At 45.2% G+C, this 24,542-nt stretch carries 24 protein-coding genes; 10 read left to right on the forward strand and 14 right to left on the reverse strand.

The annotated features are described in order from the left end of the window. Window positions 1–31 precede the first annotated feature (31 nt). Window positions 32–1,525, reverse strand: a complete 1,494-nt coding sequence (locus SEDOR53_RS0114160) for a GH3 auxin-responsive promoter family protein (RefSeq protein ID WP_026770310.1) — start codon at window positions 1,523–1,525, stop codon at window positions 32–34. Window positions 1,526–1,638: 113 nt separating this feature from the next. Between SEDOR53_RS0114160 and rplU the strand changes: the two genes are divergently transcribed. Next, window positions 1,639–1,944, forward strand: coding sequence for a 50S ribosomal protein L21 (gene rplU, locus SEDOR53_RS0114165; RefSeq protein ID WP_026770311.1), 306 nt, complete (start codon window positions 1,639–1,641; stop codon window positions 1,942–1,944). Window positions 1,945–1,974: 30 nt separating this feature from the next. Then, entirely contained in the window at window positions 1,975–2,232 is a 258-nt protein-coding gene (rpmA, locus tag SEDOR53_RS0114170) for a 50S ribosomal protein L27 (RefSeq protein ID WP_026770312.1), read from the forward strand. A 58-nt stretch (window positions 2,233–2,290) separates the two neighbouring features. On the opposite strand, the gene SEDOR53_RS19140 is transcribed toward rpmA, so the two are convergent. Further along, window positions 2,291–2,590 (reverse strand): hypothetical protein, encoded by a 300-nt coding sequence (locus tag SEDOR53_RS19140; protein ID WP_157576835.1) that lies wholly within the window; start codon window positions 2,588–2,590, stop codon window positions 2,291–2,293. On the opposite strand from SEDOR53_RS19140, the gene SEDOR53_RS0114180 reads away from it, so the two are divergent. Continuing rightward, window positions 2,574–4,250: a DNA polymerase/3'-5' exonuclease PolX gene (locus SEDOR53_RS0114180; protein ID WP_037361362.1), complete on the forward strand. Its 1,677-nt coding sequence runs from the start codon at window positions 2,574–2,576 to the stop codon at window positions 4,248–4,250. The genes SEDOR53_RS19140 and SEDOR53_RS0114180 overlap by 17 nt on opposite strands. A 66-nt stretch (window positions 4,251–4,316) precedes the next feature. On the opposite strand, the gene SEDOR53_RS0114185 is transcribed toward SEDOR53_RS0114180, so the two are convergent. Genes SEDOR53_RS0114185 through SEDOR53_RS18645 form a run of 3 tightly spaced genes read right to left on the reverse strand, consistent with a single transcriptional unit; the run spans window position 4,317 to window position 9,850 of the window. Continuing rightward, a complete protein-coding gene (locus SEDOR53_RS0114185) occupies window positions 4,317–8,084 on the reverse strand; it encodes an ATP-binding protein (protein WP_026770314.1) in 3,768 nt (1,255 codons plus the stop codon). Continuing rightward, window positions 8,078–8,872, reverse strand: coding sequence for a nucleoside triphosphate pyrophosphohydrolase (gene mazG, locus SEDOR53_RS0114190; protein ID WP_026770315.1), 795 nt, complete (start codon window positions 8,870–8,872; stop codon window positions 8,078–8,080). Before mazG ends, SEDOR53_RS0114185 begins: the two co-directional genes overlap by 7 nt. Before the next feature lie 9 nt (window positions 8,873–8,881). Then, window positions 8,882–9,850: a DUF3667 domain-containing protein gene (locus SEDOR53_RS18645; protein ID WP_026770316.1), complete on the reverse strand. Its 969-nt coding sequence runs from the start codon at window positions 9,848–9,850 to the stop codon at window positions 8,882–8,884. A gap of 114 nt (window positions 9,851–9,964) precedes the next feature. Here SEDOR53_RS18645 and SEDOR53_RS0114200 point away from each other — a divergent pair, with 114 nt between their 5' ends. Continuing rightward, the gene (locus SEDOR53_RS0114200; RefSeq protein WP_026770317.1) at window positions 9,965–10,798 is read left to right on the forward strand and encodes a hypothetical protein; all 834 of its coding nucleotides are present in this window, start codon (window positions 9,965–9,967) and stop codon (window positions 10,796–10,798) included. Between the two features lie 118 nt (window positions 10,799–10,916). Here SEDOR53_RS0114200 and SEDOR53_RS0114205 read toward each other — a convergent pair whose 3' ends face one another. After that, window positions 10,917–12,587 (reverse strand): sodium/solute symporter, encoded by a 1,671-nt coding sequence (locus tag SEDOR53_RS0114205; RefSeq protein ID WP_026770318.1) that lies wholly within the window; start codon window positions 12,585–12,587, stop codon window positions 10,917–10,919. A gap of 141 nt (window positions 12,588–12,728) precedes the next feature. Here SEDOR53_RS0114205 and SEDOR53_RS0114210 point away from each other — a divergent pair, with 141 nt between their 5' ends. Continuing rightward, window positions 12,729–13,388, forward strand: coding sequence for an HD domain-containing protein (locus SEDOR53_RS0114210; protein ID WP_026770319.1), 660 nt, complete (start codon window positions 12,729–12,731; stop codon window positions 13,386–13,388). A 15-nt stretch (window positions 13,389–13,403) separates the two neighbouring features. On the opposite strand, the gene SEDOR53_RS0114215 is transcribed toward SEDOR53_RS0114210, so the two are convergent. Next, window positions 13,404–14,195, reverse strand: coding sequence for a hypothetical protein (locus tag SEDOR53_RS0114215; RefSeq protein ID WP_037361366.1), 792 nt, complete (start codon window positions 14,193–14,195; stop codon window positions 13,404–13,406). A 148-nt stretch (window positions 14,196–14,343) separates the two neighbouring features. Between SEDOR53_RS0114215 and SEDOR53_RS0114220 the strand changes: the two genes are divergently transcribed. Beyond that, window positions 14,344–14,865, forward strand: a complete 522-nt coding sequence (locus tag SEDOR53_RS0114220; RefSeq protein ID WP_026770321.1) for a GNAT family N-acetyltransferase — start codon at window positions 14,344–14,346, stop codon at window positions 14,863–14,865. Window positions 14,866–14,871: 6 nt separating this feature from the next. Here the strand turns inward: SEDOR53_RS0114220 and SEDOR53_RS0114225 are convergent, their stop codons facing one another. The 4 genes from SEDOR53_RS0114225 to SEDOR53_RS0114240 are packed head-to-tail and all read right to left on the reverse strand — an operon-like array spanning window position 14,872 to window position 18,901. Then, the gene (locus tag SEDOR53_RS0114225) at window positions 14,872–15,960 is read right to left on the reverse strand and encodes a dipeptidase (protein ID WP_026770322.1); all 1,089 of its coding nucleotides are present in this window, start codon (window positions 15,958–15,960) and stop codon (window positions 14,872–14,874) included. Between the two features lie 10 nt (window positions 15,961–15,970). Continuing rightward, window positions 15,971–17,071: a D-TA family PLP-dependent enzyme gene (locus tag SEDOR53_RS0114230; RefSeq protein WP_026770323.1), complete on the reverse strand. Its 1,101-nt coding sequence runs from the start codon at window positions 17,069–17,071 to the stop codon at window positions 15,971–15,973. Between the two features lie 30 nt (window positions 17,072–17,101). Next, entirely contained in the window at window positions 17,102–17,572 is a 471-nt protein-coding gene (locus tag SEDOR53_RS0114235) for a RidA family protein (RefSeq protein WP_026770324.1), read from the reverse strand. A 12-nt stretch (window positions 17,573–17,584) separates the two neighbouring features. Then, complete coding sequence (locus SEDOR53_RS0114240; protein ID WP_026770325.1) at window positions 17,585–18,901, reverse strand: gluconate:H+ symporter; 1,317 nt, start codon at window positions 18,899–18,901, stop codon at window positions 17,585–17,587. Window positions 18,902–20,024: 1,123 nt separating this feature from the next. Here SEDOR53_RS0114240 and SEDOR53_RS0114250 point away from each other — a divergent pair. Continuing rightward, entirely contained in the window at window positions 20,025–20,471 is a 447-nt protein-coding gene (locus tag SEDOR53_RS0114250) for a hypothetical protein (RefSeq protein ID WP_026770327.1), read from the forward strand. A gap of 50 nt (window positions 20,472–20,521) precedes the next feature. Beyond that, window positions 20,522–20,797, forward strand: a complete 276-nt coding sequence (locus tag SEDOR53_RS0114255; RefSeq protein ID WP_026770328.1) for a hypothetical protein — start codon at window positions 20,522–20,524, stop codon at window positions 20,795–20,797. Window positions 20,798–20,921: 124 nt separating this feature from the next. On the opposite strand, the gene folE is transcribed toward SEDOR53_RS0114255, so the two are convergent. Beyond that, window positions 20,922–21,563 (reverse strand): GTP cyclohydrolase I FolE, encoded by a 642-nt coding sequence (folE, locus tag SEDOR53_RS0114260; protein WP_084220441.1) that lies wholly within the window; start codon window positions 21,561–21,563, stop codon window positions 20,922–20,924. A 158-nt stretch (window positions 21,564–21,721) separates the two neighbouring features. Between folE and SEDOR53_RS18140 the strand changes: the two genes are divergently transcribed. Next, window positions 21,722–22,600, forward strand: a complete 879-nt coding sequence (locus SEDOR53_RS18140) for a MerR family transcriptional regulator (RefSeq protein WP_051347877.1) — start codon at window positions 21,722–21,724, stop codon at window positions 22,598–22,600. On the opposite strand, the gene SEDOR53_RS19520 is transcribed toward SEDOR53_RS18140, so the two are convergent. Then, on the reverse strand, window positions 22,595–22,747 hold the full coding sequence (locus SEDOR53_RS19520; protein WP_084220442.1) for a DUF2256 domain-containing protein: 153 nt from the start codon (window positions 22,745–22,747) through the stop codon (window positions 22,595–22,597). The genes SEDOR53_RS18140 and SEDOR53_RS19520 overlap by 6 nt on opposite strands. Window positions 22,748–22,866: 119 nt before the next feature. On the opposite strand from SEDOR53_RS19520, the gene SEDOR53_RS0114270 reads away from it, so the two are divergent. Next, a complete protein-coding gene (locus SEDOR53_RS0114270; RefSeq protein WP_037361370.1) occupies window positions 22,867–23,577 on the forward strand; it encodes an SDR family NAD(P)-dependent oxidoreductase in 711 nt (236 codons plus the stop codon). A gap of 63 nt (window positions 23,578–23,640) precedes the next feature. Here the strand turns inward: SEDOR53_RS0114270 and SEDOR53_RS0114275 are convergent, their stop codons facing one another. Beyond that, window positions 23,641–24,339 (reverse strand): SDR family NAD(P)-dependent oxidoreductase, encoded by a 699-nt coding sequence (locus SEDOR53_RS0114275; protein WP_026770331.1) that lies wholly within the window; start codon window positions 24,337–24,339, stop codon window positions 23,641–23,643. Between the last annotated feature and the right edge of the window lie 203 nt (window positions 24,340–24,542).

Genomic DNA, 24,542 nt, shown 5'->3' on the forward strand with positions numbered 1-24,542 from the left:
ATTGAATACCTGACAACTGACATCTAACAACTCATACCAGAAAGTGCTGCAAGGCATCGGCCAGTTGCCGGTCGTTGCTCAGGCGGGGTACCTTGTTTTGTCCGCCCAGCTTGCCCACCGAACGCATGTAATCGATGAATCCATTCTTCCTTACCCTTCGCAGTTGCAGGGTTTGCAGGATATTACCGGAGATCAGGTCGTCGTAATACACATTTTTGTTGCGCAGGTTATGCTCTATCTTTTCAATAAAGGCCCGCATATCCGATGGTTCATTTTCAAATTCAACGAACCATTCGTGGTAACTCTTACCTGCTCCCTGCTGGATCATGGGCGCCACGGTAAATTCCGTTACTTCCACGCCCATTTCCTGTGATGCCTGTAATAAAGCGTTCTCCACTTCTTCTCCTATCACATGTTCTCCGAAAGCGGAGATGAAATGTTTGATCCTTCCGCTCACCACCAATCGGTATGGATTGGTGCTCACAAATTTGACGGTATCGCCAATATTATAACCCCATAATCCCGCGTTGCTGTTGATGATCAGGGCATAGTTCTCGCCCACTTTCACGTCTTTCAGGCTCAACCGCGTGGGGTTGTCTGAAAATATTTCACCGGCCGGTATAAACTCAAAAAAGATGCCACTATTGGTGTTGAGCAACAATCCTTCTGCCTCCTGCGAATCCTGGAAAGCAAAGAATCCTTCGCTTGCAGGGAACAGTTCTATTGTATCTACTTCGCGGCCGATGCTATTGTACAGTTTGGATTTATAGGGTTCGAAGTTTACGCCACCCTGTACCATCACATGGAAATGCGGGAACAGCTCGCCCACTCTTTTACCACTTTTTTCTATCAGCCTGTCGAAATACATCTGCATCCACGGTGGTATGCCGCTGATGAGGGTCATATCCTGCTTGATCGTCTCTTCTACTATCTTATCGAGTTTGGTCTCCCAATCTTCAATACAATTCGTTTCATAGCTGGGCAGTTGATTGGTTCGCAGGTAGCGGGGAACGTGGTGGTTCACGATACCGCTGAGGCGCCCGGTGGGGATATCCGCTATCCTTTCCAGCTCCGGCGACCCGCTGAGGAAGATCATTTTTCCCTGTGCAAAAGCCGTATTGCCTGTTTCGGCCATATAGCAAAGCAAGGCGTTACGGGCCGTATTGATATGGTTGGGGATGGATTCTTTGGATATGGGGATGTATTTGACCCCGCTGGTGGTGCCGCTTGTCTTGGCCAGGTAAAGCGGCTTGCCCTTCCAAAGGACATTCTGTTTCCCTTCCTTGATCTGGTTGATATAGGGCTTGAACTGCTCGTAATCCCGTATGGGAACGGCCTGCCTGAAAGCTGCATACCCATCTACCTGGTCGAGGTGATGGTCTTTACCAAACACGGTACCCTTACCCGATTTGAGCAGGGATTTCAATATAAGTTCCTGATCCTCAACAGCAGATGACATGCTTTTCCGGATCTTGTTGTATATATAGGTGGCAAACGGACGTGCCAGCAGGGATTTCAAATTCATGGCGTTACGCAGGTATTGAAACGATGGGCAAAAATAGGGATAGAATTATTTCAAAAATCTTTGCATATTTCCCTTGTAAATGCATACCTTTGCCGTCCTAATTTTGGATAGCTATGTTAGCAGTTGTAAAAATCGCAGGTCAGCAGTTTAAAGTACAGGAAGGACAAAGTCTGTACGTACCTCACCTGCAAGGTAAAACCGGAGATAAAGTAGAGTTCAGCGAAGTATTGTTTGTAGACAATGGCGGCGCTGTAACCGCAGGTAGCGCTGTAAAAGCCACTGTAAAAGCCGAAATCATCAGTGATCTGGTGCAAGGTGATAAAGTGATCGCCTTCAAAATGAAAAGAAGGAAAGGCTTCCGCAAGAAGCATGGTCACAGGACCCACTACACCAGGATCAAAATCGAAAGCATCGCGTAAGCAAACGCATCATTAAAAAAGTAGTAAACCATGGCACACAAAAAAGGTGAAGGTAGCGTAAAGAACGGCCGCGATTCACAAAGCAAACGTTTAGGTGTTAAAATATATGGCGGACAGCCTGCTGTTGCCGGCAATATCATCGTTCGCCAGAGAGGTACACAATACCATCCTGGTAAGAATGTTGGCGTAGGAAGTGATTTTACTTTGTTCGCACTGGCCGATGGTATCGTTGAATTCAAGAAAGGCAGAAACGACAAAAACACGGTCTCTGTTCAGCCGGTTGCCTAACTGCATAAAAAAATTTTTTTGTAGTTACAAATAGTTTTTTATTTTTAATGCATATTTACTAACCATTAAATCTAAAAAACATGGCAACTGCAAAGAAGGCCGCTAAAAAAGCTGCGCCTAAGAAAGCTGCTAAAAAAGCCGCTCCTAAGAAGAAAGCTGCAAAAAAAGCCGCTAAAAAAGCTGCTCCTAAAAAAGCTGCAAAGAAAGCCGCTAAAAAAGCCGCTCCTAAGAAGAAGGCTGCAAAAAAAGCCGCTAAGAAGAAATAAGCACCAGCTTTTTCAAGCAGAAATAGATTTAAGAAAGTCCCGCGAGATGCGGGACTTTTTGTTTTCTTTACAATCATGAACAACGCTTCCATTGCCGATAATTTTTCGCTGCTTTCCAAGCTCATGGACATCCATGGCGACAATAGCTTCAAGGCGAAATCCTATGCCATTGCCGCTTTCAACATAGAAAAACTGGCCATGGAACTGGAGGGACTGCCGCACGACAAGGTCTTCGCACTCAAAGGCATTGGCGATTCGCTTGGCAAAAGGATCGTAGAACAACTCGAAACCGGACAATTATCCACCCTCAACGAATACCTCGCCAAAACGCCTCCCGGCGTGCTGGAAATGCTGAACATCAAAGGCATCGGCCCTAAAAAAATCGCTACCATCTGGAAAGAACTGGAGATCGAAAACCTGGGAGAGTTACTGTATGCCTGTAATGAAAACAGGCTCCTCCTCTATCGCGGCTTCGGCGAAAAAACACAGCAAAACATCAAAGAGTCGATTGAATTTTATTTCGGCTCGCTGGGGAGTTATCTCTACCAGCAAATAGAATCCTATGCCCAGGCTGTAGATGCCAAACTGAAAAGCGTATTCAAAGGGCAAACCTTTTTATTCACCGGTGAATACAGGCGCCAGCTGGAAATCATCGATACACTGGAATGGGTAACCACTGTTCCACTAAATAACTTGCGTGATTTTTTTACAAAAGTAGGGTTCGAAATATTGAAGGAAGAAGGCGATTACCTGGGCTGTAAAGGGAAAGAAAATGTAACCCTTGGTTTTTATTGCTGCCAGCAAGACACATTATACAATTGCCTGTTCCGCACCAGTTGCAGCGAAAACTTTTTGGAGGCATGGACCAATACTACTCAATGGAATGCTCAGCAGGCCTATGTTTCAGAAGAGGCCATTTTCTCAAAAACCGGCATGGCATTCATTCCTGCTTTTCAGCGTGAAGAGGCAAACATTATTGAACAGGCCCGTAACAACAAGCTGCCTGTACTCATACAACCAACCGATATTACTGCCATTATCCACTGTCACAGTAAATGGAGCGATGGTGCCAGTCCGCTGGAAGACATGGCACAAGCCGCGATAGACCAGGGCTATCAGTACATGGTGATCAGCGACCACTCTAAATCGGCATTTTATGCAAGCGGACTCAACGAAGAAAGGATATTGGCCCAACACCAGCAGATCGATGAACTGAACGAAAAACTCGCTCCTTTCAAAATTTTCAAGAGCATTGAAAGCGATATACTGAATGATGGAAATCTTGATTACAGCCCGGAGGTACTGAACAGTTTCGACGTAGTGATCGGCTCTATTCACTCCAACCTCAAAATGCCGGAAGAAAAAGCCATGATGCGTTTGATGAATGCCATCGCCAACCCTTATACCAGTATACTCGGCCACATGACGGGCCGCCTGTTGTTAAGCCGCAGTGGTTACCCGGTAGATCACAAGACCATCATAGAAGCCTGTGCAAAGCACCATGTAGTCATAGAGCTAAACGCACACCCACGAAGGCTCGATATCGACTGGCGCTGGATCGAATATGCACTGGAGAAAGGCGTACTCATTTCCATCAACCCCGATGCGCATGCCGTTGAAGGCTATGCCGATTGCCGCTACGGTGTGCTGGTAGCCCAAAAAGCCGGGCTTACCAAAGAACAGAACCTGAGCAGCTTTTCTTTAGCCGCTTTTGAAACGTTTGTAGCGATACAAAAACAGAAAAGGGTTTAACCCGTCATTTCTCCTTTACCCGTCATTTCGAGCGCAGCGAGAAATCTCACAGAACAGGCAGATCCCTCACTTCGTTCGGGATGACGAGGTGGCGATTACAGGTAGTTGTACAAAGAATGTACTCCCCACCCCTTCTGTTGTTTCAAACCATATCTGTCCATTGGCATTTTCCACAATGCCGCGGCAGATGGCCAGTCCGAGTCCCGTTCCCGATGATTTGGTGGTAAAATTTGGTGTAAAAATATCATCACGCAAGGCAGTCGGCACGCCACCTGAATTGTCCTGCACCGAGATTAATAATTGACCGGATTCAACCTGCTGGTTGATATGTATCTCTATTTTGCTTCCCGGATCTTCTTTTGCTTCAATAGCATTTTGCAGCAAGTTGGTGAACAAACGGCTCATTTGCGTTTTATCTGAATACACGAGGTAATGTTCCGATGGCTTTTTCCAGTGGATCTTTACACGGGGGTTGGCTTCATACAGGCGAAGCAATGACGATAAAACTTCCATGATATCCAGTTTCTCCATCCGGGCATTCCCGATATTGGCAAACTGCGAAAAATCGCTTGCGATCTTCGATAACTGATCGATCTGCTCTATGAGGGTAATGGCCATGTTGGCCGACAACTCCTTCACATTGGGTGCGCCACTCTGAATGGCTTTCTGCAGGTATTGGATACTCAGCTTCATGGGCGTAAGCGGGTTCTTGATCTCATGCGCTACCTGCCGTGCCATTTCGCGCCAGGCGCCTTCCCGCTCGCTTTTGGCCAGTGACTGGGCACTCTGATCCAACTCTTTCACCATTTTATTATATTCCGATACCAGCATGCCCAGTTCGTCGTCACGATCCCACTGGATCTCTTCATTGGTCTTGCCCAGGTTCACCTCACGCATTTTTTCACCAATGAGGTTGAAGGAATTCGTAATGCGACTGGTAAGGAAGAACGCGATGGCCCCTGCAACCAGGAAAATAAAGGCATTCAAATAAATGAGCGTAGCGAGGAAACCTGATATCTCCTGGTCCAGCTCATTTTGCGAGTTGAGGTAAGGAATGTTGAGGTAAGCATAGGTAGCGCCTTCTTCATCCATCAACGGCACATAAATGCTCAGGTATTCAAAGGAGCCGATCTTTTCCGATTGAATATAGCGGATACTGTGCTCATCGTGCATTTGTTGAAAAGCAGCGGGATCCATTTGTTCACTCAGCAACCGTTTATTATAGATGTATGGCTGGGTAGACACTTTTAAGTTGCCATTGACATCATAGAAATTAATATCAACATTGTGCAGGTCGGAAATATCCGATATGACCTCGTTCAACTGATCGCCGGCAACGCTCACATTGCTCGTATTGATCACATCGTCGAAGATCAGTTGCGGCGTCATTTTATTGTTGATCTCGTTGGCCATCACTAGGATCGACTTCGACAGTTTTTCTTCGTTGTTATTATTGAACCTGAAAATGAAGAACGAAATAGTTGATACACCGATCACCAGGAATGAGAATACGCTGAGGAAAATAATCGTTGCCTGTATCTGTGAACGGATATTGAGCAGGAAAATAGACCGGATACCGCTCCACTTGAACCGCGCCCGCACCAGGTTGCTGCAAAGATGAAACAGGAAAATGATACAAAGGAAAGAACAGAACAGGTAAGCGAAGAAGGTGATGAACTCGGTAAACCAGGCGCTTTTCTTCACTACCACCACTTCTTTATCGCCACCGGTATTATACCACAATTCGCTGTATCCGGGTGGTTTCTTATAGGTGAAGTCCAGTCCCGGCATCTCGGCCCTGGTAAGCTTTAAAGGAAAATTATAATTATTGAAATGGTTGATCAGCCTGCCTCTGTTGTATATGGCATAAGCATAGCTGGTATTGAGGTCTGAAGAAATATCCTGCGACTGGCTGAATAATTCCGGGTAAAGCGCCTCACTTTTGTATCGCCTCGATTTGATGGTTACATAAAGATATCCCAGTGTTTGATCGTTGTTTTTGATGGCCTTCTGGTAGAGATAGCTGAAGCCATTGGCGGCATTATCGTAGCTGTACAACCCTTCTATAGCCGTGGGTTTGGACTTATTGAGGATGATCGTTTTGATAGCCGCATAAGAAGTGGAATCTTCATTATACAATGGGTGGAACAAACTGTCGTACGTGTAAATGCGGGTATCGTATTTATTGAGATAGCCCGAAAAATTCTGGTTGATCAGGCTGTCTTTGATGAATTTGTTGGTGTACTCGCTTTCAAACCGGTGAAAATTATTGAGCAGGAAACGCTCATTGAAACTATTCGCGGCAATATTCAACAGGCTTTCACCAGAAGGATCGGTTTGTACGGCCAGTTGTTCTGCAATTTTTTTCCTTTGTGCCGACTCCAGCACTTTATTCTGATACATCACAATAGCGGAAATCGATAAAGTGAAGATCATCACCCAGAAAATGAAAAAAGAAGACTGCAACAGCGGAATGCCCATATCCGCTTTCCGTGCATTCAGCAGCAGCAGGTAAGCGATCAGCCAGGCCAGGATCACCAGGTCTACGGCTATATCATTAAGCGAAACAAAAGCCAGCAGGTATGCAAAGCCTGTGATGGCTACCGCCGCCATCTGGTAATAAAGCGGCACGGCTGCATCGGTGAGGGGTTTAACCACGATCTGTGAAAAATGATAAAAGCTGAGCACCAGTAAGCATAGAATTACAAAACAGATGACGCTGTAAATGGTGAGGCTGAAAAAGCTGGTTACATCCATCGATATCTTGGAATCCTGTACCAGGCTCTTGATGATGCCGGCCAGCAAAAGACAGGCTACAGTAAGCAGGGCTAACCCGCCATAATGACGAACGGGTGGAGGGAGGGACTTTTTAAACCACCCCTTGTGGTCGTTATGGAACTTATAAAAACTGAGCATCCAGAAAAGCAGGATAGCATTCACCAGCAGGTCGCCCAACGAAGGGTGCAGGTAGTTGGATGCGTAGATCGTTGGATCGAACAGTGGCAGCTTACTGTAATCCAGTGGGAAGTTGACCTGGTATGTGATCAGCCTGATCAGGAAAACCACAGAGAGCAGGAAAAGGAACCCGCTCCGGAAACCGATCCGCTCTACCAGTTCCTGTGCAATCATATTAAAAAATACCAGCAGTAAGATCACCGCCAATACCCGTAAAACAATGGTTACACTATCATAGGCGATGAAAGACCTTCCCACTTTCATTTTGATGCTAAAGATCTCTTTGCCTGCCCTATTCAGGATGGGGATCGCATCCTTATCAAAATTGATCTCATATTGTTTACCCAGCCCCGGGTAATGTGCAAAATCCGATTTCAGGTACTTGTTCTCTATGAAATAAGCCCAACGAATGGGTACCAGCCCCAAAACCGTGAGCTTCTGCCCCTTCAATTGAACGGTGCGTTTGATCAATTCAAAGTCGCCATTCTGCTTCACTGAAAAATAATTTCCATCGGGCTGGTGCAGGTCCTCGGAGTTCACATACATGCGATTGGTATTCCAATAATGCATCGCCGGTGTGCCGCTTCCATCTGTCAGGTACAAAAAAAGCCCGAAGCTTTCCTGCCTGATCTTCTGTTTCGATTGTTCATCTGCAGAATCCTTTACGAGTTTAGTCAGCAGGCTTTTCTCCGACAACAGCTCATCCAGCCTGGTTTCCTGCTTTGCCAGCGACTCTTCCAGCCGGTGCTTTACTTTTTGGGGTGAAGCATTGTAGTTCCAGTAATTGATGAAAATAAAAGAGATGGTATACAGCCAGGCGGCTGTAATGATCAGGTATCCATGCCTGTATATAGCTTTTTTCAGTGTACGGATCAACAATGGTGCTTTTGTTTTTTGACTTCATTCCAGATGGCGTCCATTTCGGCGAGCGACAAACCGGCGAGGTGCTTACCTTGTTCCGCTGCGATGGCTTCCATCTGCTGAAAACGCCGGATAAACTTCTTATTGGTCTTTTCCAGTGCGGCTTCGGGATCGATATGCAAAAACCGTGCATAATTTACCAGGCTGAAAAGCAGGTCGCCAAACTCCTCTTCTATCCGGTCCTGCTCGTTTTGTTGAACCGCTTCCTGCAACTCGTTCGACTCTTCCTCCACTTTCTTCCACACATCTGCTTTGTTCTCCCATTCAAAACCCACCTGTTTGGCTTTCTCCTGGATGCGAACGGCTTTAACCACTGAGGGCAGCGAACGTGGTACCCCGCTCAGCACCGATTTCTTGAGCTCGCCCTGTTCGTTCCGTTCCTGCAGTTTCAATTGCTCCCAGTTCCTTTTTACGTCTTCTTCATCTTTTACCTGTACATCTCCATAAATATGCGGGTGGCGATGGATCAATTTTTCACATACGCTGTTGATGGCTTCTGATAATGTAAAGCGATTTTGCTCTGTGCCTATTTTAGCATAAAACAACAGGTGCAGCATGATATCTCCCAGCTCCTCTTTGATTCCCGGCCAGTTCTCATCGGTGATGGCATCGGCCAGTTCATAGGTTTCCTCAATGGTCATGTGACGCAGGGTATGAATGGTCTGTTTTCTGTCCCAGGGGCATTGCTCCCGCAATTCATCCATGATCTTCACCAGCCGCATGAAGCTATTTGCTGTTTCTTCCATAACACTAAATTAAATCGTAAACGCTGAAAAGGTACCAAAGATCATAAATACGAATAGCATGACCACCAATCCAAGCAATAAAGACAGAAAATATTTGAAGAATGTTTTCTTCGGCGATTGCCCGTAAAACCCGCGCATTGCCTTGTATCCATAAAACAGGATGAGCAATGAGAACATATCAGACAGCAGTTTGTTCGCATCCCAATGAAAAAGACTGAAAAAACTGCCCAGCAGCAGTGAAACCAGTATCATGATGAAAATAGCACAATACAGGTGAAGGGTATATACCACATGGTTCACATAATAGAATTGTTTGCGTCTTATGTATAATAAAGATAGTGCCAGCGAGAAAAGAGGAAGTGATACAAACAGCATTTGCGGGAACAAATGGGTGAACTTCTCCACCATTGCCTCTATAACGCCTTTAGGATCCTGGCGGTATTTGTCGTAAAAACCAAGTGCCCGATGGGTTACTGCCCGCTCGATCCGACCATCTCTTTTTGTTTCAGGAAGGGTATTCTGTGCTGAATCATATTGTTTGCTAGAATAAACTTTCGCATTATCAGCCTTATCGCTTTTCTTTTCCACTTCAGATTTTAAACTGCCGCTTATCGAATCAGCCGTATGCTTCTTCGATTCATTGTAAGTGAACCTAGTGTGTCGTCCATAAAAGCTGAAAAAAATGAGGAAAAAGAAAGCCGAGGTAAACACATACATCTTCACCGGGTGCAGGTACCCGGAGCGCCGCCCCTTGAAATATTCTCTCGACAAAAATCCCGGCCGGAACAGCAGGAACTTCAGTGTGCTGAAGAACTTACCATCAAAATGCGTGAGATCGTATATAAAATGCGTGGTCAGGTGCCAGAAACTTTCTTGGGGCTCAATATTCTCCTGTCCGCATTCATGGCAATACCGGCCATGCAGCAGGCTGCCACAGTTCAGGCAAACTTTTTCGTTTCGTTCAGGGAAATGCGACACTTGTTAATGTTTAACTAAAAATACAGAACTAATTGAGAGTTGCAAGGCCCCACCCGTTTTCCTTTTTTTGAATGTTGATAACTGTCACTGTACATTTGGAAAAAATATCGGCAGATGAAAGGGCTCCAGCTACTGGCATTATTGGTTTTGATCCATACCGGCTGTTTCGCACAGTACTATTACAACGACCTCGTTTCGATACAGCAAGGCGCAGCTCAATACAAGGTCCTCCGCAATAATAAAGTTAAAACCTTCAAAGTGGTGAGCTATGACGCCGACGACCAGCCGACCGAAGGCTTTTCCCTGGAGCAGGAGATCAGCCTGGACGGCAAAAAGATCACCATCACCGATGCTTCCATCAGCGGGAAAAAGAGCGTTACTGTTAATACTTATGAGCTGGGCCGGCTGAAAAAAGCAGTAGCAAGCGGTAACCGGATTGAAAACAAAACCGATTACCAATACGACGATAATGGGCGGTTGATCAAAATAACCCTCACCACATCCGACACTTCCATGAAATATACCAGTGTCGAAACGCATGAATGGGTATACGATGAAAAAGGACAGCCCGCTTCTATGTTGCGTGTAAAAAGCAAGACAGACAGCACTTTCGTGAGTTTTGTGCGGGATGAGCAGGGCAATATAGCAGAAGAGCACTGGAAAAGAAAAGGGTCAGCACCCGAAGTCTATTATTACTATTACAATGCGAAGAATGAGCTCACCGATATTGTCCGGTACAACAGCAAACTGAAAAAATTATTGCCCGATTTTTTATTCGAATACGATCATACCGGCCGTCTCAGCCAGATGACGCAGGTATTACTGGGCAACAATAATTATTATACCTGGAAATATACTTATAACGAAAAGGGCCTGAAACAGAAAGAGAACTGTTTTGACAAAAATCAGAAGAAGGCAGGCAGTATTGAATACGTGTACACTTATTAAAAAGACGTCATCCCGAGTTTATTTAACCGTCATCCCGAGCGCAGCCGAGGGATCTGCCTGAATGTTCAACAGGTCCTTCGACTCGCTTCGCTCGCTCAGGATGACGGTTAATTAAAATTTACCAGAATAAAGTATACAGGGCAACCAGTAACCCGCAAACGATCAGGGCGCCGGCAGCAAAACTTTTATTCATACCAAACATTTTGGTATCTATTTCCAGTCCCTTCATTTCTACTCCTCTTCTCCGGTCGATCATGCTGATGATATACATACCGATAACACAGAACAGGAATACAATGCCCATCCTGTCGAGGAATGGTATCTCATAAACCCCATCGGCATTGGCTTTGGAAAAGCCGGAGGAAGCGAGGAAAGAAAGGTCCATGAAACCAGGCAGCTTCTTGAAAAGGATCGAGAGTCCGAAACCGCCAACTGTAGCAAACAAAGCGGCATTGGAGCTTGTCTTTTTCCAAAAAAAGCCCAGGAAGAACATGGCAAAAATACCCGGCGATACAAATCCGGTATATTCCTGGATGAACTGAAACCCTCCTTTTTTATCAATGCCCAGCATGGGGGCAATGATCAACGCCAGGATCATGGCAATGATAATGGTAGCTTTTCCTATCCATACCATTTTCTTCTCATCGGCCTCTTTATTGATCACTTTCTTGTAAATGTCGAGGGTAAAGATGGTGGAAATACTGTTGGCCTTACCCGCCAGGGAAGCCACCACGGCAGCGGTCAATGCTGCGAAGGACAATCCTTTGAGTCCGGCAGGCAGCAGGTTCAACAACACGGGATATGCCTTATCAGGATTGAGTTCCCCACCTTGCATCATTTCTGTTTGGAAGCTGCCTTTCTGGTGCAGTACGAATGCGGCAATACCCGGCAAACAAACGATCACCGGCATGAGCAGTTTCAGGAAGGCGGCAAAAAGCAACCCACCCCTTGCCGTAGGAAGCGATGCACCCAGCGCTCTTTGTGTAATGTACTGGTTACATCCCCAATAGTTCAGGTTGGCAATCCACATACCTCCTACCAGTACCGTGAGTCCCGGCAGATCGAGGTAGTTGGGATTGTCTTTTTTGAGGATCATGTGAAAATGATCATCGGCCGAATTCAACAAGTGATGAAAGCCTTTTACAATACCTGTATCACCGAATTTTTCAGATACCAGGTTCAGGGCAAGATAGGTGGTTACCAATCCGCCCAGTACCAGGAAGAATACCTGGATCACATCGGTATAACCGATCACTTTCATACCGCCCAGTGTAATGATTACGGCAAAAATGGCCAGTCCAATCATACAGGCAGTAATACTGATGCCCGAGATACTGCTGATGGCCAGGGCACCGAGGTACAAAATAGAAGTGAGGTTCACCACCACATACAATAACAACCAGAAAATGGCCATGATCATGGCTACAGTTGAATTGTAGCGCTGGTTAAGGAATTGCGGCATGGTATAGATCTTATTCTTCAGGTAGATGGGCATGAAGAATACAGCCACAATCAATAAAGTAGCCGCCGCCATCCATTCGTAGGAAGCGATGGCCAGTCCCATTTTAAAACCCGAGCCGCTCATACCAATCATCTGCTCGGCAGATATATTGGAAGCGATGAGTGAAGCACCGATGGCCCACCATGTGAGCGATCCTTCGGCAAGGAAATAATCTTTTGAACTGGTTTGCGCTGATTTCTTTTTCCGGTAGACCCAGAAGCCATAAGAGGCCACTACCAGGAAATAAAAGAGAAAGACCAGGTAGTCCAGACTTTGTAATGTTTTCATTGGGGCGATCGAAGGTTTGATTGTTACGATTTGGGAATGTAGGCTGAAAGATAAGGATTCATACTAAAATTAATGTGCAAATGGCACAATAACTCAATGGCTCAATGTTACCGGCATCCAATTAAGCCTTACTATTGCAGCATGAACAACCAGGAGATCATTGCAGCAACAGCTGCCTATGTGAAAAAGGAGTTGGAAGGTGCAGAAGGCGGGCACGATTGGTTCCATATAGAAAGGGTATGGAACAATACCAGGCGCATTGCCCAAACCGAATCGGTGGATCAGCTGGTAGTGGAACTGGGCGCCCTGCTGCACGATATTGCGGATGCCAAGTTCCACGGCGGTGATGAAAGTATTGGGCCGCGAAAAGCGGGCCAGTTCCTGGAATTGTTACAGGTACCGGTTGAAGTGATCGATCATGTCAAAAACATCATCGCACATATTTCATTCAAAGGCGGCCATTTCGAAGCGGCTTTTCATTCACCCGAACTAGCCGTGGTGCGGGATGCCGACCGCCTCGATGCCTTAGGAGCCATCGGCATTGCACGTGCATTTCATTACGGAGGTTTTAAGAACAGGGAAATTTATAACCCTGCTATTCCGCCCGATCTCAACATGAGCCGTGAAGCGTATAAAAAAACCAATGCCCCTACCATCAACCATTTCTATGAAAAGCTGCTGCTGCTGAAAGACCGCATGCATACAGAAACAGGCAAGGGCATGGCCCTGGAAAGGCACCGGTTCATGGAAAATTTCCTCGAGCAGTTTTACCGCGAGTGGAATGGGTCCTTATCGGCATAAACCAGCGAATTAAAGTCAGTGCGTGGAAGCACGCCGCCCGGGCAAACCGTACAGTATCTTAGGGAAAAGAAAAATCAACCCGTTCAATAAAATAAATGGAACGAAACTGATCTTCATTAAAGGGCGCCCCAGGTGTATTGCTGCATATTTGTCTTCCATAGTATAAGTCCAAACTGTTACTGTAAAAAAGCCCCCGAACAGGATCAGGCAAACAACTGTAAACAGGTATAACCACTGGATCACGACCTCCTTCAATTTCATCAAAACTTCATCTTTCCGCATCCATTTATACAATACAATACTCTGCCCTACTGCATAAATAAATATATGTCCCGGCCGGAGTAAATAATTCACCATAGGTGTAATGAACCATCCTGTTTTTACATACGGAATAAGGCCGATATCGTTGGCCAGTTGGGTTACATTTTGCACTTTATACGCATAGGGTGTGAAAATATAAGGCAGCGCATTCACCAGTTGAACAAGGAACGGGACAAAATGAAGCATATCCCATTTACTCAACCGCGGATCGTCTCTCAATACACTTCTTACATAAAAAAAGCCGGCGGGTCCCAGTAAAAAGAGCAAAGGCGCTATGGTTCCATATAATGGAGCCAACAGCATGGCCGATCCGGAGTGAGCCAGTATATAAGCACTAAGACCATAAACGGAATTCAGAAAAAAGAAAATGGCAAGGTAGATATTGCTCTTGCTGGAATGCTTGTTGATGTAGCACAAAAGCAAAAGCGACAAGAGTATCCCGAATAAGGAGGCAAACAAAATAAAATCTCCAACCAGATGATTCATAATTGTAGTAGAACCAAATATACCTGTTATGATCTTGTTATTGAAATAAATTAAGTTGATAATATGAAACGGTATTAAATCTATGCACGAACAATGGGTAATTTTATGTCGCTATTGCTATAATATTAATAAATTTTCAAATATAAACATGAATACAATCGAGATTAGAAAAGTAACCATAAGCGACGTAGAAGCACTGCAAAGCATCAGTACACAAACATTTAGGGAAACATTTCAGGAAGTGAATACCGAAGAAGACATGCAGATATACCTGGATAGCGCATTCAATTATGACAAACTGAAAGAAGAAATAAATAACGATCATTCGGCGTTTTATTTTGCTACTGATACCATGAACGTCTTGGGTTACTTAAAGATCAATTTTGGTCAGGCACAAACAGAAAAGAAAGACAACAACGCTGTCGAAATTGAACGGATCTATGTATTGAAAGCATACCAGGGAAAACAGGTTGGTCAACTGTTATTTAAACATGCGCTGCAGGTTGCCCGGGAACGCAATGCTCATTATTTGTGGCTGGGCGTTTGGGAAGAAAATACAAAGGCCATCAATTTCTATAAGAAAAATGGATTGGTGCCGTTCGATAAACATATTTTCAGGTTAGGCAATGACGAGCAAACAGATATCATGATGAAACTGGCATTGCATTAGCCTGCATCATGACCATGCATTGCGTAAAAATTGCACCCAGTTATTATGCATGATATTGTCGATATCCGTTTGATGGTATCCCTTTTGTAGTAAGAGCGCCGGTATCTTTTGCAGATCAGCGATCGTTTCGAGGTCATAAGGACATTGCTCCTTTCCAAATGCACCATCCAGGTCCGTACCAATTGCAACATGTGCGGTATTACCTGCAAGCTGACAAATATGGTCGATATGATCTATCATTTTTGCCATATTGCAATGCATGCCTTCTGGTGTTGATTGGCCACGTACCCAGCCAGGAACCATCATCCAGGCATCCAGCGCCACACCGATGACTGCTTTTCTTTCTACCAGTGTATTGATCATTTCATCACTGAACTGCCGGTTATGGTTCACCAACGCACGGCAATTGTTATGGCTCGCCCAAACCGGTCCCTGATAGATTGATAATGCATCCCAGAATGCATCATCGCAAAGATGCGTTGCATCCAGTATCATCTGCAGGCGATCCATTTCTTTCAGCAACTCTTTCCCTGCTGTCGAAAGTTTCCCGGTGGCATCTGTTCCGTTGGCATAGCGACCTGGGCCGTAATGAGCCGGCCCTATAGCCCTCAAACCCATGCTGTAAGCTCTTTTAAGATAAGCCGGTGTAATGATGGAATCTGCTCCTTCCAGGCTTAAAATATATCCAACAGGTTTTTGATCATTGGGGTCATCGTTGAGCCATAAAGCAACATGTTCATCGAGCGCAGTTTTGTTTTTGATCATCACCATTTCTCCGGCATCTTCCATCGCTTTGTACCACGCAAGCTGTCCCTGTGTTTGCGCCCATGCCTGCTCGGGTGAATGCCAGCCGGGCAAAGGATTATCTTCGGTTACATAACGCGCGATCTGTGTTGCCACCACTAATCCGATATTTCCTTCCCGCAATGCAGGTAATGACACCGTTGCTTTCGCTCTGTCGGGCTTATCGGTCATTCCTTTTTCCCGCTGGTTGATGGCCGCTACCGGCAAACGCAGGTCACGATTCCATTCGAGTGCATTCATACTTAGATCCAGGTGCGCATCTATGATCAATCGTATTTTTTTGTTGGGCATACGGCAATTTTCAGTAATGAATAAATCGGTCGCGGGCTATTACTTTCCACTCACCCACTTTTTTCCCATCTTCTATCACATGCACTCTTTCATATAAAGCCACCGTTGGACATATATGAACAGGAACACCGTACAATACAGTGCCGATGGAATATTGTGCGCTGTCCGGCACCCGCAACACTAGGTGTTCCTCGCTTTGGCCTACAGGTGTTGCTTCCGGCGCATTCAGAAAATGTACACGCGGCAAGGGATTTTCTGCGGCAACGGATTTATGTCCGAGATCAACACAAACGGTAACAGCATCAATCACAGACACTACTCTTGTGATCAGGATAGCGCCATATTCAAAGGGTTGTTCCGGTGCATGGTGTTTATAATTCCAATCCCAAAATATAAATGTACCGGGACTGCACTCTACTCCACTCCTTTTGACATGTGTTGGATAAGTAGGCGAGCCGCCTGCAACAATGGTGAGCGGATGATCGAACAACGGATTAACCTGTTCTTTCAGCGTTTGTACCAGTGCAAAAGCTGCGTCACTTTTCATTTGCCGGGTTGCCAGGTCGGTATCACGAATATGCCCATCGTAAGCATGCAAGCCCACTATTTGTATACCTTTCAACTCCTTCGCATATTTGATCAGGCCCGCTGCTTCTTGCGGCTGAATACCCGTACGGTTCATGCCCGTATTTAAATCGATGAATACCCTGATGATAATATTATTTTCCTGTGCTGCACGGGATAACTCCACGGCGCTGGCCTGGTTATCAATCAGGCAGGAGAATATTGTAGCCGGATAGGCTTTTGAAAGCGCTATCAATCGCGTTATTTTGGGGCCGATCGGTTGATATGCCAGCAATACATCGGGTGCGTGCAGATTGCCCAACATTTCAGCTTCCGCAATGGTGGCACATTTGAATTTGGTAATACCTGCATCCAACATTAATTGATTTACTTCCGCTGTTTTATTGGTTTTAACATGCGGGCGCAACCGATTAACATCACCAATCATTTCTTTGGCAACGCGAATATTATCCCTTACGATATCCGGATATACCAGCAATGCGGGAGAATCTATCCCTGTTACATCTGCCAGGTAACGATTATACATTTGTGAGGTTTTAAAAGAAGTAACAATGGTTTATACTAATTCAAACAAAGCCTCGATCTCAACAGGTATGTTATCCGGCAAAGAACCAAATCCAACCGCGCTTCTGACTCCTACTCCATTTTCTTCACCCCAGATCGAAGCGAACAGTTCGCTACAGCCATTGATCACATAAGGGTGCCGTTTAAAATCGGGTGTGCAATTGACCATGCCCAATACTTTGATCACACGCTTTATTTTATTTAAGCTGCCCAGTTGCGCTTGAATAGTAGCCAGCATGGTTAACCCTACCTGGCGTGCGGCCAGTTTACCGGCCTCCATATCCATATCGGCGCCGACGCGGCCAATGATCAGTGATTTGTCATTTTGAACAGGGCCGTGGCCAGACAGGTACAAATATTTGCCATCAACCAGGCAGGGTTTGTACACACCCAGCGGCGACGGTGCAGGAGGCAGCGTGAGGTTTAGCTCTTTTAATTTTTCATCTGCATTAATGGTTGTCATATCAATGAGGTTTTATTTTATGAATAGGTTCAATACCAATACGCCTGTTAGTCCAACTACAGAAACAATCATTTCCATGATAGACCACGAACGCAAGGTATCTTTTACTGAGAGACCGAAATATTCTTTGAACATCCAAAAGCCCGCATCATTCACATGCGAGAACATGAGGCTGCCGGCGCCTACCGACAGTACCATCAGGTTGGGGTTGATATGCGATTGCATCATCAGTGGCAAGATCACGCCCGCCGCTGTTAATGCCGCAACCGTTGCAGAGCCAACACAGGCGCGTATCAGCGCCGCAATCAACCAACCCAGCACCAATGGATGTACCGGTAGTTTTTGTAAAGCAGCAGCCAGCTCGGCACTTACACCACTATCGGTCATCACCTGTTTTAAGATACCGGATCCCGCAATGATCAGCAAGATCATGGCGATGTCTTTCACTGCATTGGCATAGATGTCCATCACATGTTTCATGCTCATGCCTTGCCTTATCCCGATCGTATAAGTAGCCGCAGCCAATGAAACGATCATCACCACAGATGGATCACTGATGAAAGCAAAAAGCGAACTTCCCGAAAAAGCTTTACTGGCACTGTGTTGTATGATGGTAAGCAATATCAAAAGGAATACCGGCAGTAAAGTGGCAAAGAAACTGTTTCCAATGCCAGGTTCCTGGTACACATCTTTTTCGTGCTGCTGGAACAACTCCAGCGGTTCGGTATCGATTTTCTTCAGTGTACTGGCAAAGACAGGTCCGGCCATAATGATAGCAGGTATTGCTACCAACAAACCATACACCAGGGTAAGCCCCACATCTGCGTTGAATAACGAAGCCAATGCAACAGGCGACGGATGAGGTGGCAAAAAGCCGTGCGTAACAGATAAGGCCGCCAGCATGGGCAACCCAATGTACACAGCGGGTAATTTGTATTGATAAACGATAGAAAAAATAAGCGGCACCAGCAATATGAATCCAACGCCGTAGTATAACGGGATGCCCACAATAAACCCGGTGATCATCAATGCCCATTGGATATGTTTTGCACCAAAAGCCGTTACCAATACAGAGGCGATCTTTTTCGCAGCGCCGCTTTCAGCTACCAGTTTACCCAGCATGGCTCCCAGTACAATGATCACCGTTAACGACCCGGCAGTATCTCCAATGCCTGTTTTAACGGAATTGCCTAATTTATCCAACGGAATTCCGAGGGCGATCCCCGCTGCTATAGACACCACTAAAAAAGACAGGAATGTATTGATTTTGCCTACTGTAATAAGCACGATCAGGATGGCAATAAAAAGTATAATAATGAGTATATGCATTATTTCGTCAGGCTGCAGGAAGCGTTCACTTCAAAAATAGGGTACTCTACTCACTTAGCACTAAACTTATACTCATTATACAAGGGGCTCCCGTGAGTTGGCCGGGTTTCCCGGCTTCATGTGCAGACCAGCTCCGCGAGTTGGCCGGGTTTCCCGGCTTCATGTACAGATCAGTTCCGCGAGTTGGCCGGGGTTCCCGGCTTCATATACTGAACAGTCCTGCGAGTTGGCCGAGTTTCTCGGCCCCATGTACGGATCAGTTCCACGAGTTAGCCGAGTTTCTCGGCTTCATATACAGATCAGTTCCGCGAGTTGCCGGGTTTCTCGGCTTCATGTACAGATCAGCTCCGCGAGTTGCCGGGTTTCTCGGCTTCATGTACAGATCAGCTCCGCGAGTTGGCCGGGTTTCTCGGCTTCATGTACAGAACAGTTCCGCCAGTTGGCCGGGGTTCTCGGCTTCATATACAGATCAGTTCCGCGAGTTGGCCGGGTTTCTCGGCTTCATGTACAGATCAGCTCCGCGAGTTGGCCGGGGTTCTCGACTTCATGTACAGAACAGTTCCGCCAGTTGGCCGGAGAGTTCTCGAGTTCATATTGAAGCCTTATCATTGCGAACAAGCGAAAACTTCACCCGATTATGCTCTGTTACCAAGACCGAGGAAAAAAGTTCCATTATTTCACAAAGCTGTTTACTTCCCAAAAACGCCTACTTTTCAGTGACCTATTCGCTCACAATAATGATTGGTATATCTGGTTGATTGAAAACAAGTTAAATAAATGGGCCTATGAAATAATGTGTAAAACACCGAAGCAAATTGGGTGAAAACACCGAAAAAAACCGTGAAATATTTCGAAAATAAGTTTATAATTTTAATTTGTTCCTTCAATAAAGTTAAGCTCGCCAATTAAAACTATTTTTTGTGCTCTCGTTACAATTTTAATTATTTCAGTAACGACTATTATAAGTTGCAAAAAAGATGCTAAGGAAGAAAAAAATTATTTACCAACTTCTGAAAACAAACTTACAACGGACCTTTCTCAATTAGACGATTTTAAAGCATTTGTTGCAAATCTATCAACACTTAAAGAATTAGCCTTAGCAAGTGCCTATCCGAATTCATTTATGCATAAAAAAGATCCCCTAAACAGCGATTTTTTCACACAACTTTCTCGAATTCAAAAAGATGATTTAAAATCGATAAAAGAAGTAGTAAATTCTCAATTTGCTAACGGAGATGATATTTACGCATTAATCAATAAAAATTTCTTACTTTCAAGAAAAATCGTATCTACTTTTCCTGAATTATCAAAAATTTCGCAAGACAAAAAGACAAATATAATTGCTAATGCCATACAGTTGGTGATAAGTAATCAGGACCAGACAATTGGTGACAAGAGGGTTGCCACAAATCTTGTCAGTGACCCTTGTATAACTTCTTGTCAAAATCAATATTATATTAGTGCTGGTGTATGTGCTCTTTTAGTAGAAACAGGTTTTGGCGCTCTAATTTGCATGGCAGGTGCTTGGGCAGGTTTATCTGCATGTAAAAGTGGCTGTCCTACAGTATGATGTGTTTTGCACAATAAGCAATCTCTTTAATTTACTTTTAAAAAGCGTATATGATAACTGCAACAAAACATAAAAAAACTATAGTAAGTTATATACTCATTGCGATTTGGGTATTTACAATACTTATGGTCAAATCTATATTTTGGATGAGCATAATAGCAGCCTTACTACTATTCTTTTCAGTTGCCACGAGTTATTTTTATTATAAAGGGATTGATTCAACGGAAGAAAAAAAGAAGTACTTGGTGCAGAAGTTGGCACTACTTGGGTTGGTTGTACTGGCAAGTGTTTTAGGATATGCATTCTTTTTCTACCGAAGCCATTAGCAGTAAAGCAAAATGAACTGTCTTAGAGCTACTTCTTGCTTTTGAAATGGTTCCTAAATTTATTGTGACTAAATTATTTTTCAATTTTAGTCAAGCCTTTTAGGGGGCTAAGACAATAGCAGGATCATTTCAACTGCAGCAGCAATTCATTTTTTACAGATGCGTTGTTAAAACGTCCTCCATAAAAAGAGCTAACGGTGCTGCACCCGTCCTGTCTGATACCCCGCATGGAAACACACATATGCTCGGCATCAATAATAACAGCTACATCCTCGGTGGAGAGCACCTGTTGCAACTCCTGCCCAATCTGTACTGTTAAACGCTCCTGCACCTGCGGACGCCTGGCAAAATAATCTACGATCCTGTTGAGCTTGGATAAACCAATGACCTTATCGCCGGCGAAATAGGCAACATGTGCCTTGCCGCGAATCGGCACAAAATGATGCTCGCATTGACTGACAAAAGGAATATTTTTTTCGAGCAGGAGTTGACCGTAACCATAGCTATTGTCGAACAGCGAGATGGCCGGCTTATTTACCGGATCGAGCCCGGAAAACAGCTCCCGCACATACATCTTAGCTACACGCATGGGAGTATCCTTCAGGCTGTCATCACTCAGGTCCAATCCCAACGTATGCATGATAGATCTGAAATGATAAGCGATATCGTGCACTTTTTCCTCTGCACTCATGACAAATGCATCCGGACGTAACGGCGTTTGAGACCCGCTGGAAAAATGATCTTCTTCACCGGAAACGGACGCCATTTGACAAGCTAAAGCTCTTTGATACTGAATTTGCATGATGTTTTGTGTAATATTGAAGCATAAAACTAGTTCTATTTTGTCTAACTAAAAAATAAAAAAGTTAGTCATAAAAAAATAATAAGCCGTTAAAAAATAATTTTGTCTTACTTTAGTGCCGTATGAGCGTTACAGAACATTACTCCATCAAAGAGGTTGAATACTTAACCGGCATCAGCGCTTACAGTCTGAGAGCGTGGGAGAAACGCTACCGTGCCCTTCTGCCACACCGTACGGTAACCAATATACGCTATTATGATGGTACCCAGCTACGCCGCCTGCTCAATATTGCTACCCTTCTGCCACTGGGACATAAAGCTTCCAGGCTGATAGCATTGCCTGAAGAAGAACTGCAAAGTCTTGTTCTGAAAGCCACTGAGGCGCAGATTGACGCACCCATGCAGGCGCACATCAACAATATGGTAGCTGCTATGTTGTCTTTTGATGAAAATACGTTCGATAAAATCATCTCTTCGATGATCATCAAATTCGGACTGTATGAGGCTATGTTGCAACTTATTTACCCCTTCCTGCGCAAAACGGGCGTACTATGGACTACCAGTAACACCACCCCTGCGCAAGAGCATTTTGCCAGCAATCTCCTGCAACGAAAAATCCAGTCCGCCCTGGACGCCCTTCCATGCGCAAGTGATCTATCCAAACGTTTCCTGCTGTTCCTGCCACCCGGAGAAATGCACGAGATCGGACTTTTACTGAGCGATTATATCATCAGAAGCAAGGGGTTATCTACCATTTATCTCGGACGCGATTTGCCTTATGATAGCCTCGACTTTGCCTCGCAGCATGGCCGCGTTACGCACATGCTGACCTTTCTGACATCTGTAACAGATGCCCTGCAGCACGCGGAACATCTTGGAAAAATAGCGCACAAACAGCATTGTCAATTGCTCATCTGCAGTACCCTTAACTCCAATACAACACCTGTCAGTGATCATATACATTGGTTAAAAGAACCCGGCGATCTGTTTACTTTTTTATAAGCTCTTTTTACCTCTGAACTTACGGCACGCATCACTGCAATATTTGACCTCAGTCCAGTTATGCTGCCATTTTTTCCGCCAGGAAAAAGGACGCCTGCAAACGACACATAACTTCTGAGGCAGGGGCTTTCTATCTTTCAGCGGCATGCCGGACTCTTTAAATTTTATTGTCTATCTAATTTATTATAAATTTAGACAAAAATAATACCCATTTAAGCACTATCCGGCTTACCCCCAATTAATCAATCAATATAAAAATATCATTCATGGAACTTGCACTCATCACAGGCGTCAGCAGGCAACAGGGCCTTGGCCTGGAAACGGCAAAACAGTTAAAGAATAAAGGCTTTGAAGTAATTATTACGGCCAGGGGCCTGGAAACAGCCAGGCAACTGGCTGCGCCACATGGTCTGAAAGCGCTTGCCATCGACGTCCGCAACGAGCAAAGCATTGCAGAAGCTGCCCGGCAGGTGGAGCTGGATTTTGGAAGGCTTGATGTGCTTGTGAACAATGCAGGAGGCTATTATGACCAGGGAGGAACGGTACTGGGTACAGATATGGAATATGTAGCAAATGCACTCGATACCAACCTGATGGGAACCTGGCGTATGATCAAAGCTTTTAAGCCCTTACTCATCAAGAGTCCAAACCCCCGTATTGTAAATGTGTCAAGCGGCGCCGGATCTTTCTCAGATGAAGTTTTTGGGATGGCAGTCAATCCCGGCGGCGTACCTGCTTATGGAATTTCCAAGCTGGCACTCAATGGGCTTACGATAAAATGCGCCCGTGAATTCACTGCAGACGGCATCAAAATAAATTCGGTTTGTCCGGGTTTTGTGGCCACCTACCCCGGTACCGAAAATTGGGGAGCCAGGCCTGTCAGCGAGGGAGCTGCCGGCATCGTGTGGGCTGCCTCATTGCCGGCTGACGGGCCCACCGGTCAGTTTTTCAGGGATGGGAAAGTAATTCCCTGGTAACGCAGAGAACAGCAGAATTAACGCTTTCAGGCAGTATGTCTTTTTTAAGATGCTGCCATGTAATCAGGGAAGCGCAATAGCCGATAAGCCTCCGTCAACATGCATGGTTTGGGCAGTGATCCAACCGGCATGATCGCCCAGTAGAAACATAGCCGCCGCCGCTATATCCTGCGCTTCGCCCACACGTTGAAGCGGATGTCTGCCCGAATGCTGCCTCAATTTTTCCTCTGAATTCAACAAGCCTGCCGTAAGCGGGGTGTTGGTGAGCGACGGGGCTACACAGTTAACCCTGATCACAGGTGCCAGCTCTGCCGCCAATGCCTTCGTTAACCCTTCAATGGCTCCTTTGCAGGCTGCAACACTTGCATGAAAGGGAAAACCCCTGCCGGCAGCCACGCTGGAGAACAATACCACCGACCCTCTCCCGCTCTCTTTCATCAGGGGAACCACATGCTGTAATATTTTCAAGGCACCCACTACCTGCAAACGATAGTCTGCCTCATAGTCGGCCAGCGCTGTACGGTTGAATGGCCTCAGTCTCAGGCTACCGGGACAATATACCACGCCATCCAGCCTGGCGGGAAGAAAAGCAAAATCAACCTCATCGGAAGTAACATCCAGGTAATGGTAGGATAAACGATCCGTATTTTCTTTTTTATTGCGGCAGTAAGTGGCGAAGACCCGATGCCCTTCCATGTAGAGCATCTCTGCGATCTGCTTGCCTATGCCGGAAGAACCTCCAACGACTAAATAAGATTTCATAAATGTGATTGAACCATTATTTGATTGCAGAACAGAGTTGTTGGCTCTTTGCAAATGGTCTAACAAATTTAGCTAATTCTTAGACATTTTATATAATTTATGTAGTCTCCCATGTTGAATCATGCGCTGGTACAACCCAATCATTAATCCCCGGGGTGCCTTTGTCTAATTTAAATCAAAAATAAATTGTACTAAATTAGTTT

It is taken from the genome of Asinibacterium sp. OR53, from assembly GCF_000515315.1.
In the GTDB taxonomy this organism is placed as follows: domain Bacteria; phylum Bacteroidota; class Bacteroidia; order Chitinophagales; family Chitinophagaceae; genus Sediminibacterium.

What these genes read in the sequence shown, in the direction of transcription:
- SEDOR53_RS0114160 (WP_026770310.1), bottom strand. Translation starts at nt 1,525, where the DNA reads ATGAATTTGAAATCCCTGCTGGCACGTCCGTTTGCCACCTATATATAC.
- rplU (WP_026770311.1), top strand. Translation starts at nt 1,639, where the DNA reads ATGTTAGCAGTTGTAAAAATCGCAGGTCAGCAGTTTAAAGTACAGGAA.
- rpmA (WP_026770312.1), top strand. Translation starts at nt 1,975, where the DNA reads ATGGCACACAAAAAAGGTGAAGGTAGCGTAAAGAACGGCCGCGATTCA.
- SEDOR53_RS0114180 (WP_037361362.1), top strand. Translation starts at nt 2,574, where the DNA reads ATGAACAACGCTTCCATTGCCGATAATTTTTCGCTGCTTTCCAAGCTC.
- SEDOR53_RS19140 (WP_157576835.1), bottom strand. Translation starts at nt 2,590, where the DNA reads ATGGAAGCGTTGTTCATGATTGTAAAGAAAACAAAAAGTCCCGCATCT.
- mazG (WP_026770315.1), bottom strand. Translation starts at nt 8,872, where the DNA reads ATGGAAGAAACAGCAAATAGCTTCATGCGGCTGGTGAAGATCATGGAT.
- SEDOR53_RS0114200 (WP_026770317.1), top strand. Translation starts at nt 9,965, where the DNA reads ATGAAAGGGCTCCAGCTACTGGCATTATTGGTTTTGATCCATACCGGC.
- SEDOR53_RS0114205 (WP_026770318.1), bottom strand. Translation starts at nt 12,587, where the DNA reads ATGAAAACATTACAAAGTCTGGACTACCTGGTCTTTCTCTTTTATTTC.
- SEDOR53_RS0114210 (WP_026770319.1), top strand. Translation starts at nt 12,729, where the DNA reads ATGAACAACCAGGAGATCATTGCAGCAACAGCTGCCTATGTGAAAAAG.
- SEDOR53_RS0114215 (WP_037361366.1), bottom strand. Translation starts at nt 14,195, where the DNA reads ATGAATCATCTGGTTGGAGATTTTATTTTGTTTGCCTCCTTATTCGGG.
- SEDOR53_RS0114220 (WP_026770321.1), top strand. Translation starts at nt 14,344, where the DNA reads ATGAATACAATCGAGATTAGAAAAGTAACCATAAGCGACGTAGAAGCA.
- SEDOR53_RS0114225 (WP_026770322.1), bottom strand. Translation starts at nt 15,960, where the DNA reads ATGCCCAACAAAAAAATACGATTGATCATAGATGCGCACCTGGATCTA.
- SEDOR53_RS0114230 (WP_026770323.1), bottom strand. Translation starts at nt 17,071, where the DNA reads ATGTATAATCGTTACCTGGCAGATGTAACAGGGATAGATTCTCCCGCA.
- SEDOR53_RS0114235 (WP_026770324.1), bottom strand. Translation starts at nt 17,572, where the DNA reads ATGACAACCATTAATGCAGATGAAAAATTAAAAGAGCTAAACCTCACG.
- SEDOR53_RS0114240 (WP_026770325.1), bottom strand. Translation starts at nt 18,901, where the DNA reads ATGCATATACTCATTATTATACTTTTTATTGCCATCCTGATCGTGCTT.
- SEDOR53_RS0114250 (WP_026770327.1), top strand. Translation starts at nt 20,025, where the DNA reads ATGCATAAAAAAGATCCCCTAAACAGCGATTTTTTCACACAACTTTCT.
- SEDOR53_RS0114255 (WP_026770328.1), top strand. Translation starts at nt 20,522, where the DNA reads ATGATAACTGCAACAAAACATAAAAAAACTATAGTAAGTTATATACTC.
- folE (WP_084220441.1), bottom strand. Translation starts at nt 21,563, where the DNA reads ATGGCGTCCGTTTCCGGTGAAGAAGATCATTTTTCCAGCGGGTCTCAA.
- SEDOR53_RS18140 (WP_051347877.1), top strand. Translation starts at nt 21,722, where the DNA reads ATGAGCGTTACAGAACATTACTCCATCAAAGAGGTTGAATACTTAACC.
- SEDOR53_RS19520 (WP_084220442.1), bottom strand. Translation starts at nt 22,747, where the DNA reads ATGCCGCTGAAAGATAGAAAGCCCCTGCCTCAGAAGTTATGTGTCGTT.
- SEDOR53_RS0114270 (WP_037361370.1), top strand. Translation starts at nt 22,867, where the DNA reads ATGGAACTTGCACTCATCACAGGCGTCAGCAGGCAACAGGGCCTTGGC.
- SEDOR53_RS0114275 (WP_026770331.1), bottom strand. Translation starts at nt 24,339, where the DNA reads ATGAAATCTTATTTAGTCGTTGGAGGTTCTTCCGGCATAGGCAAGCAG.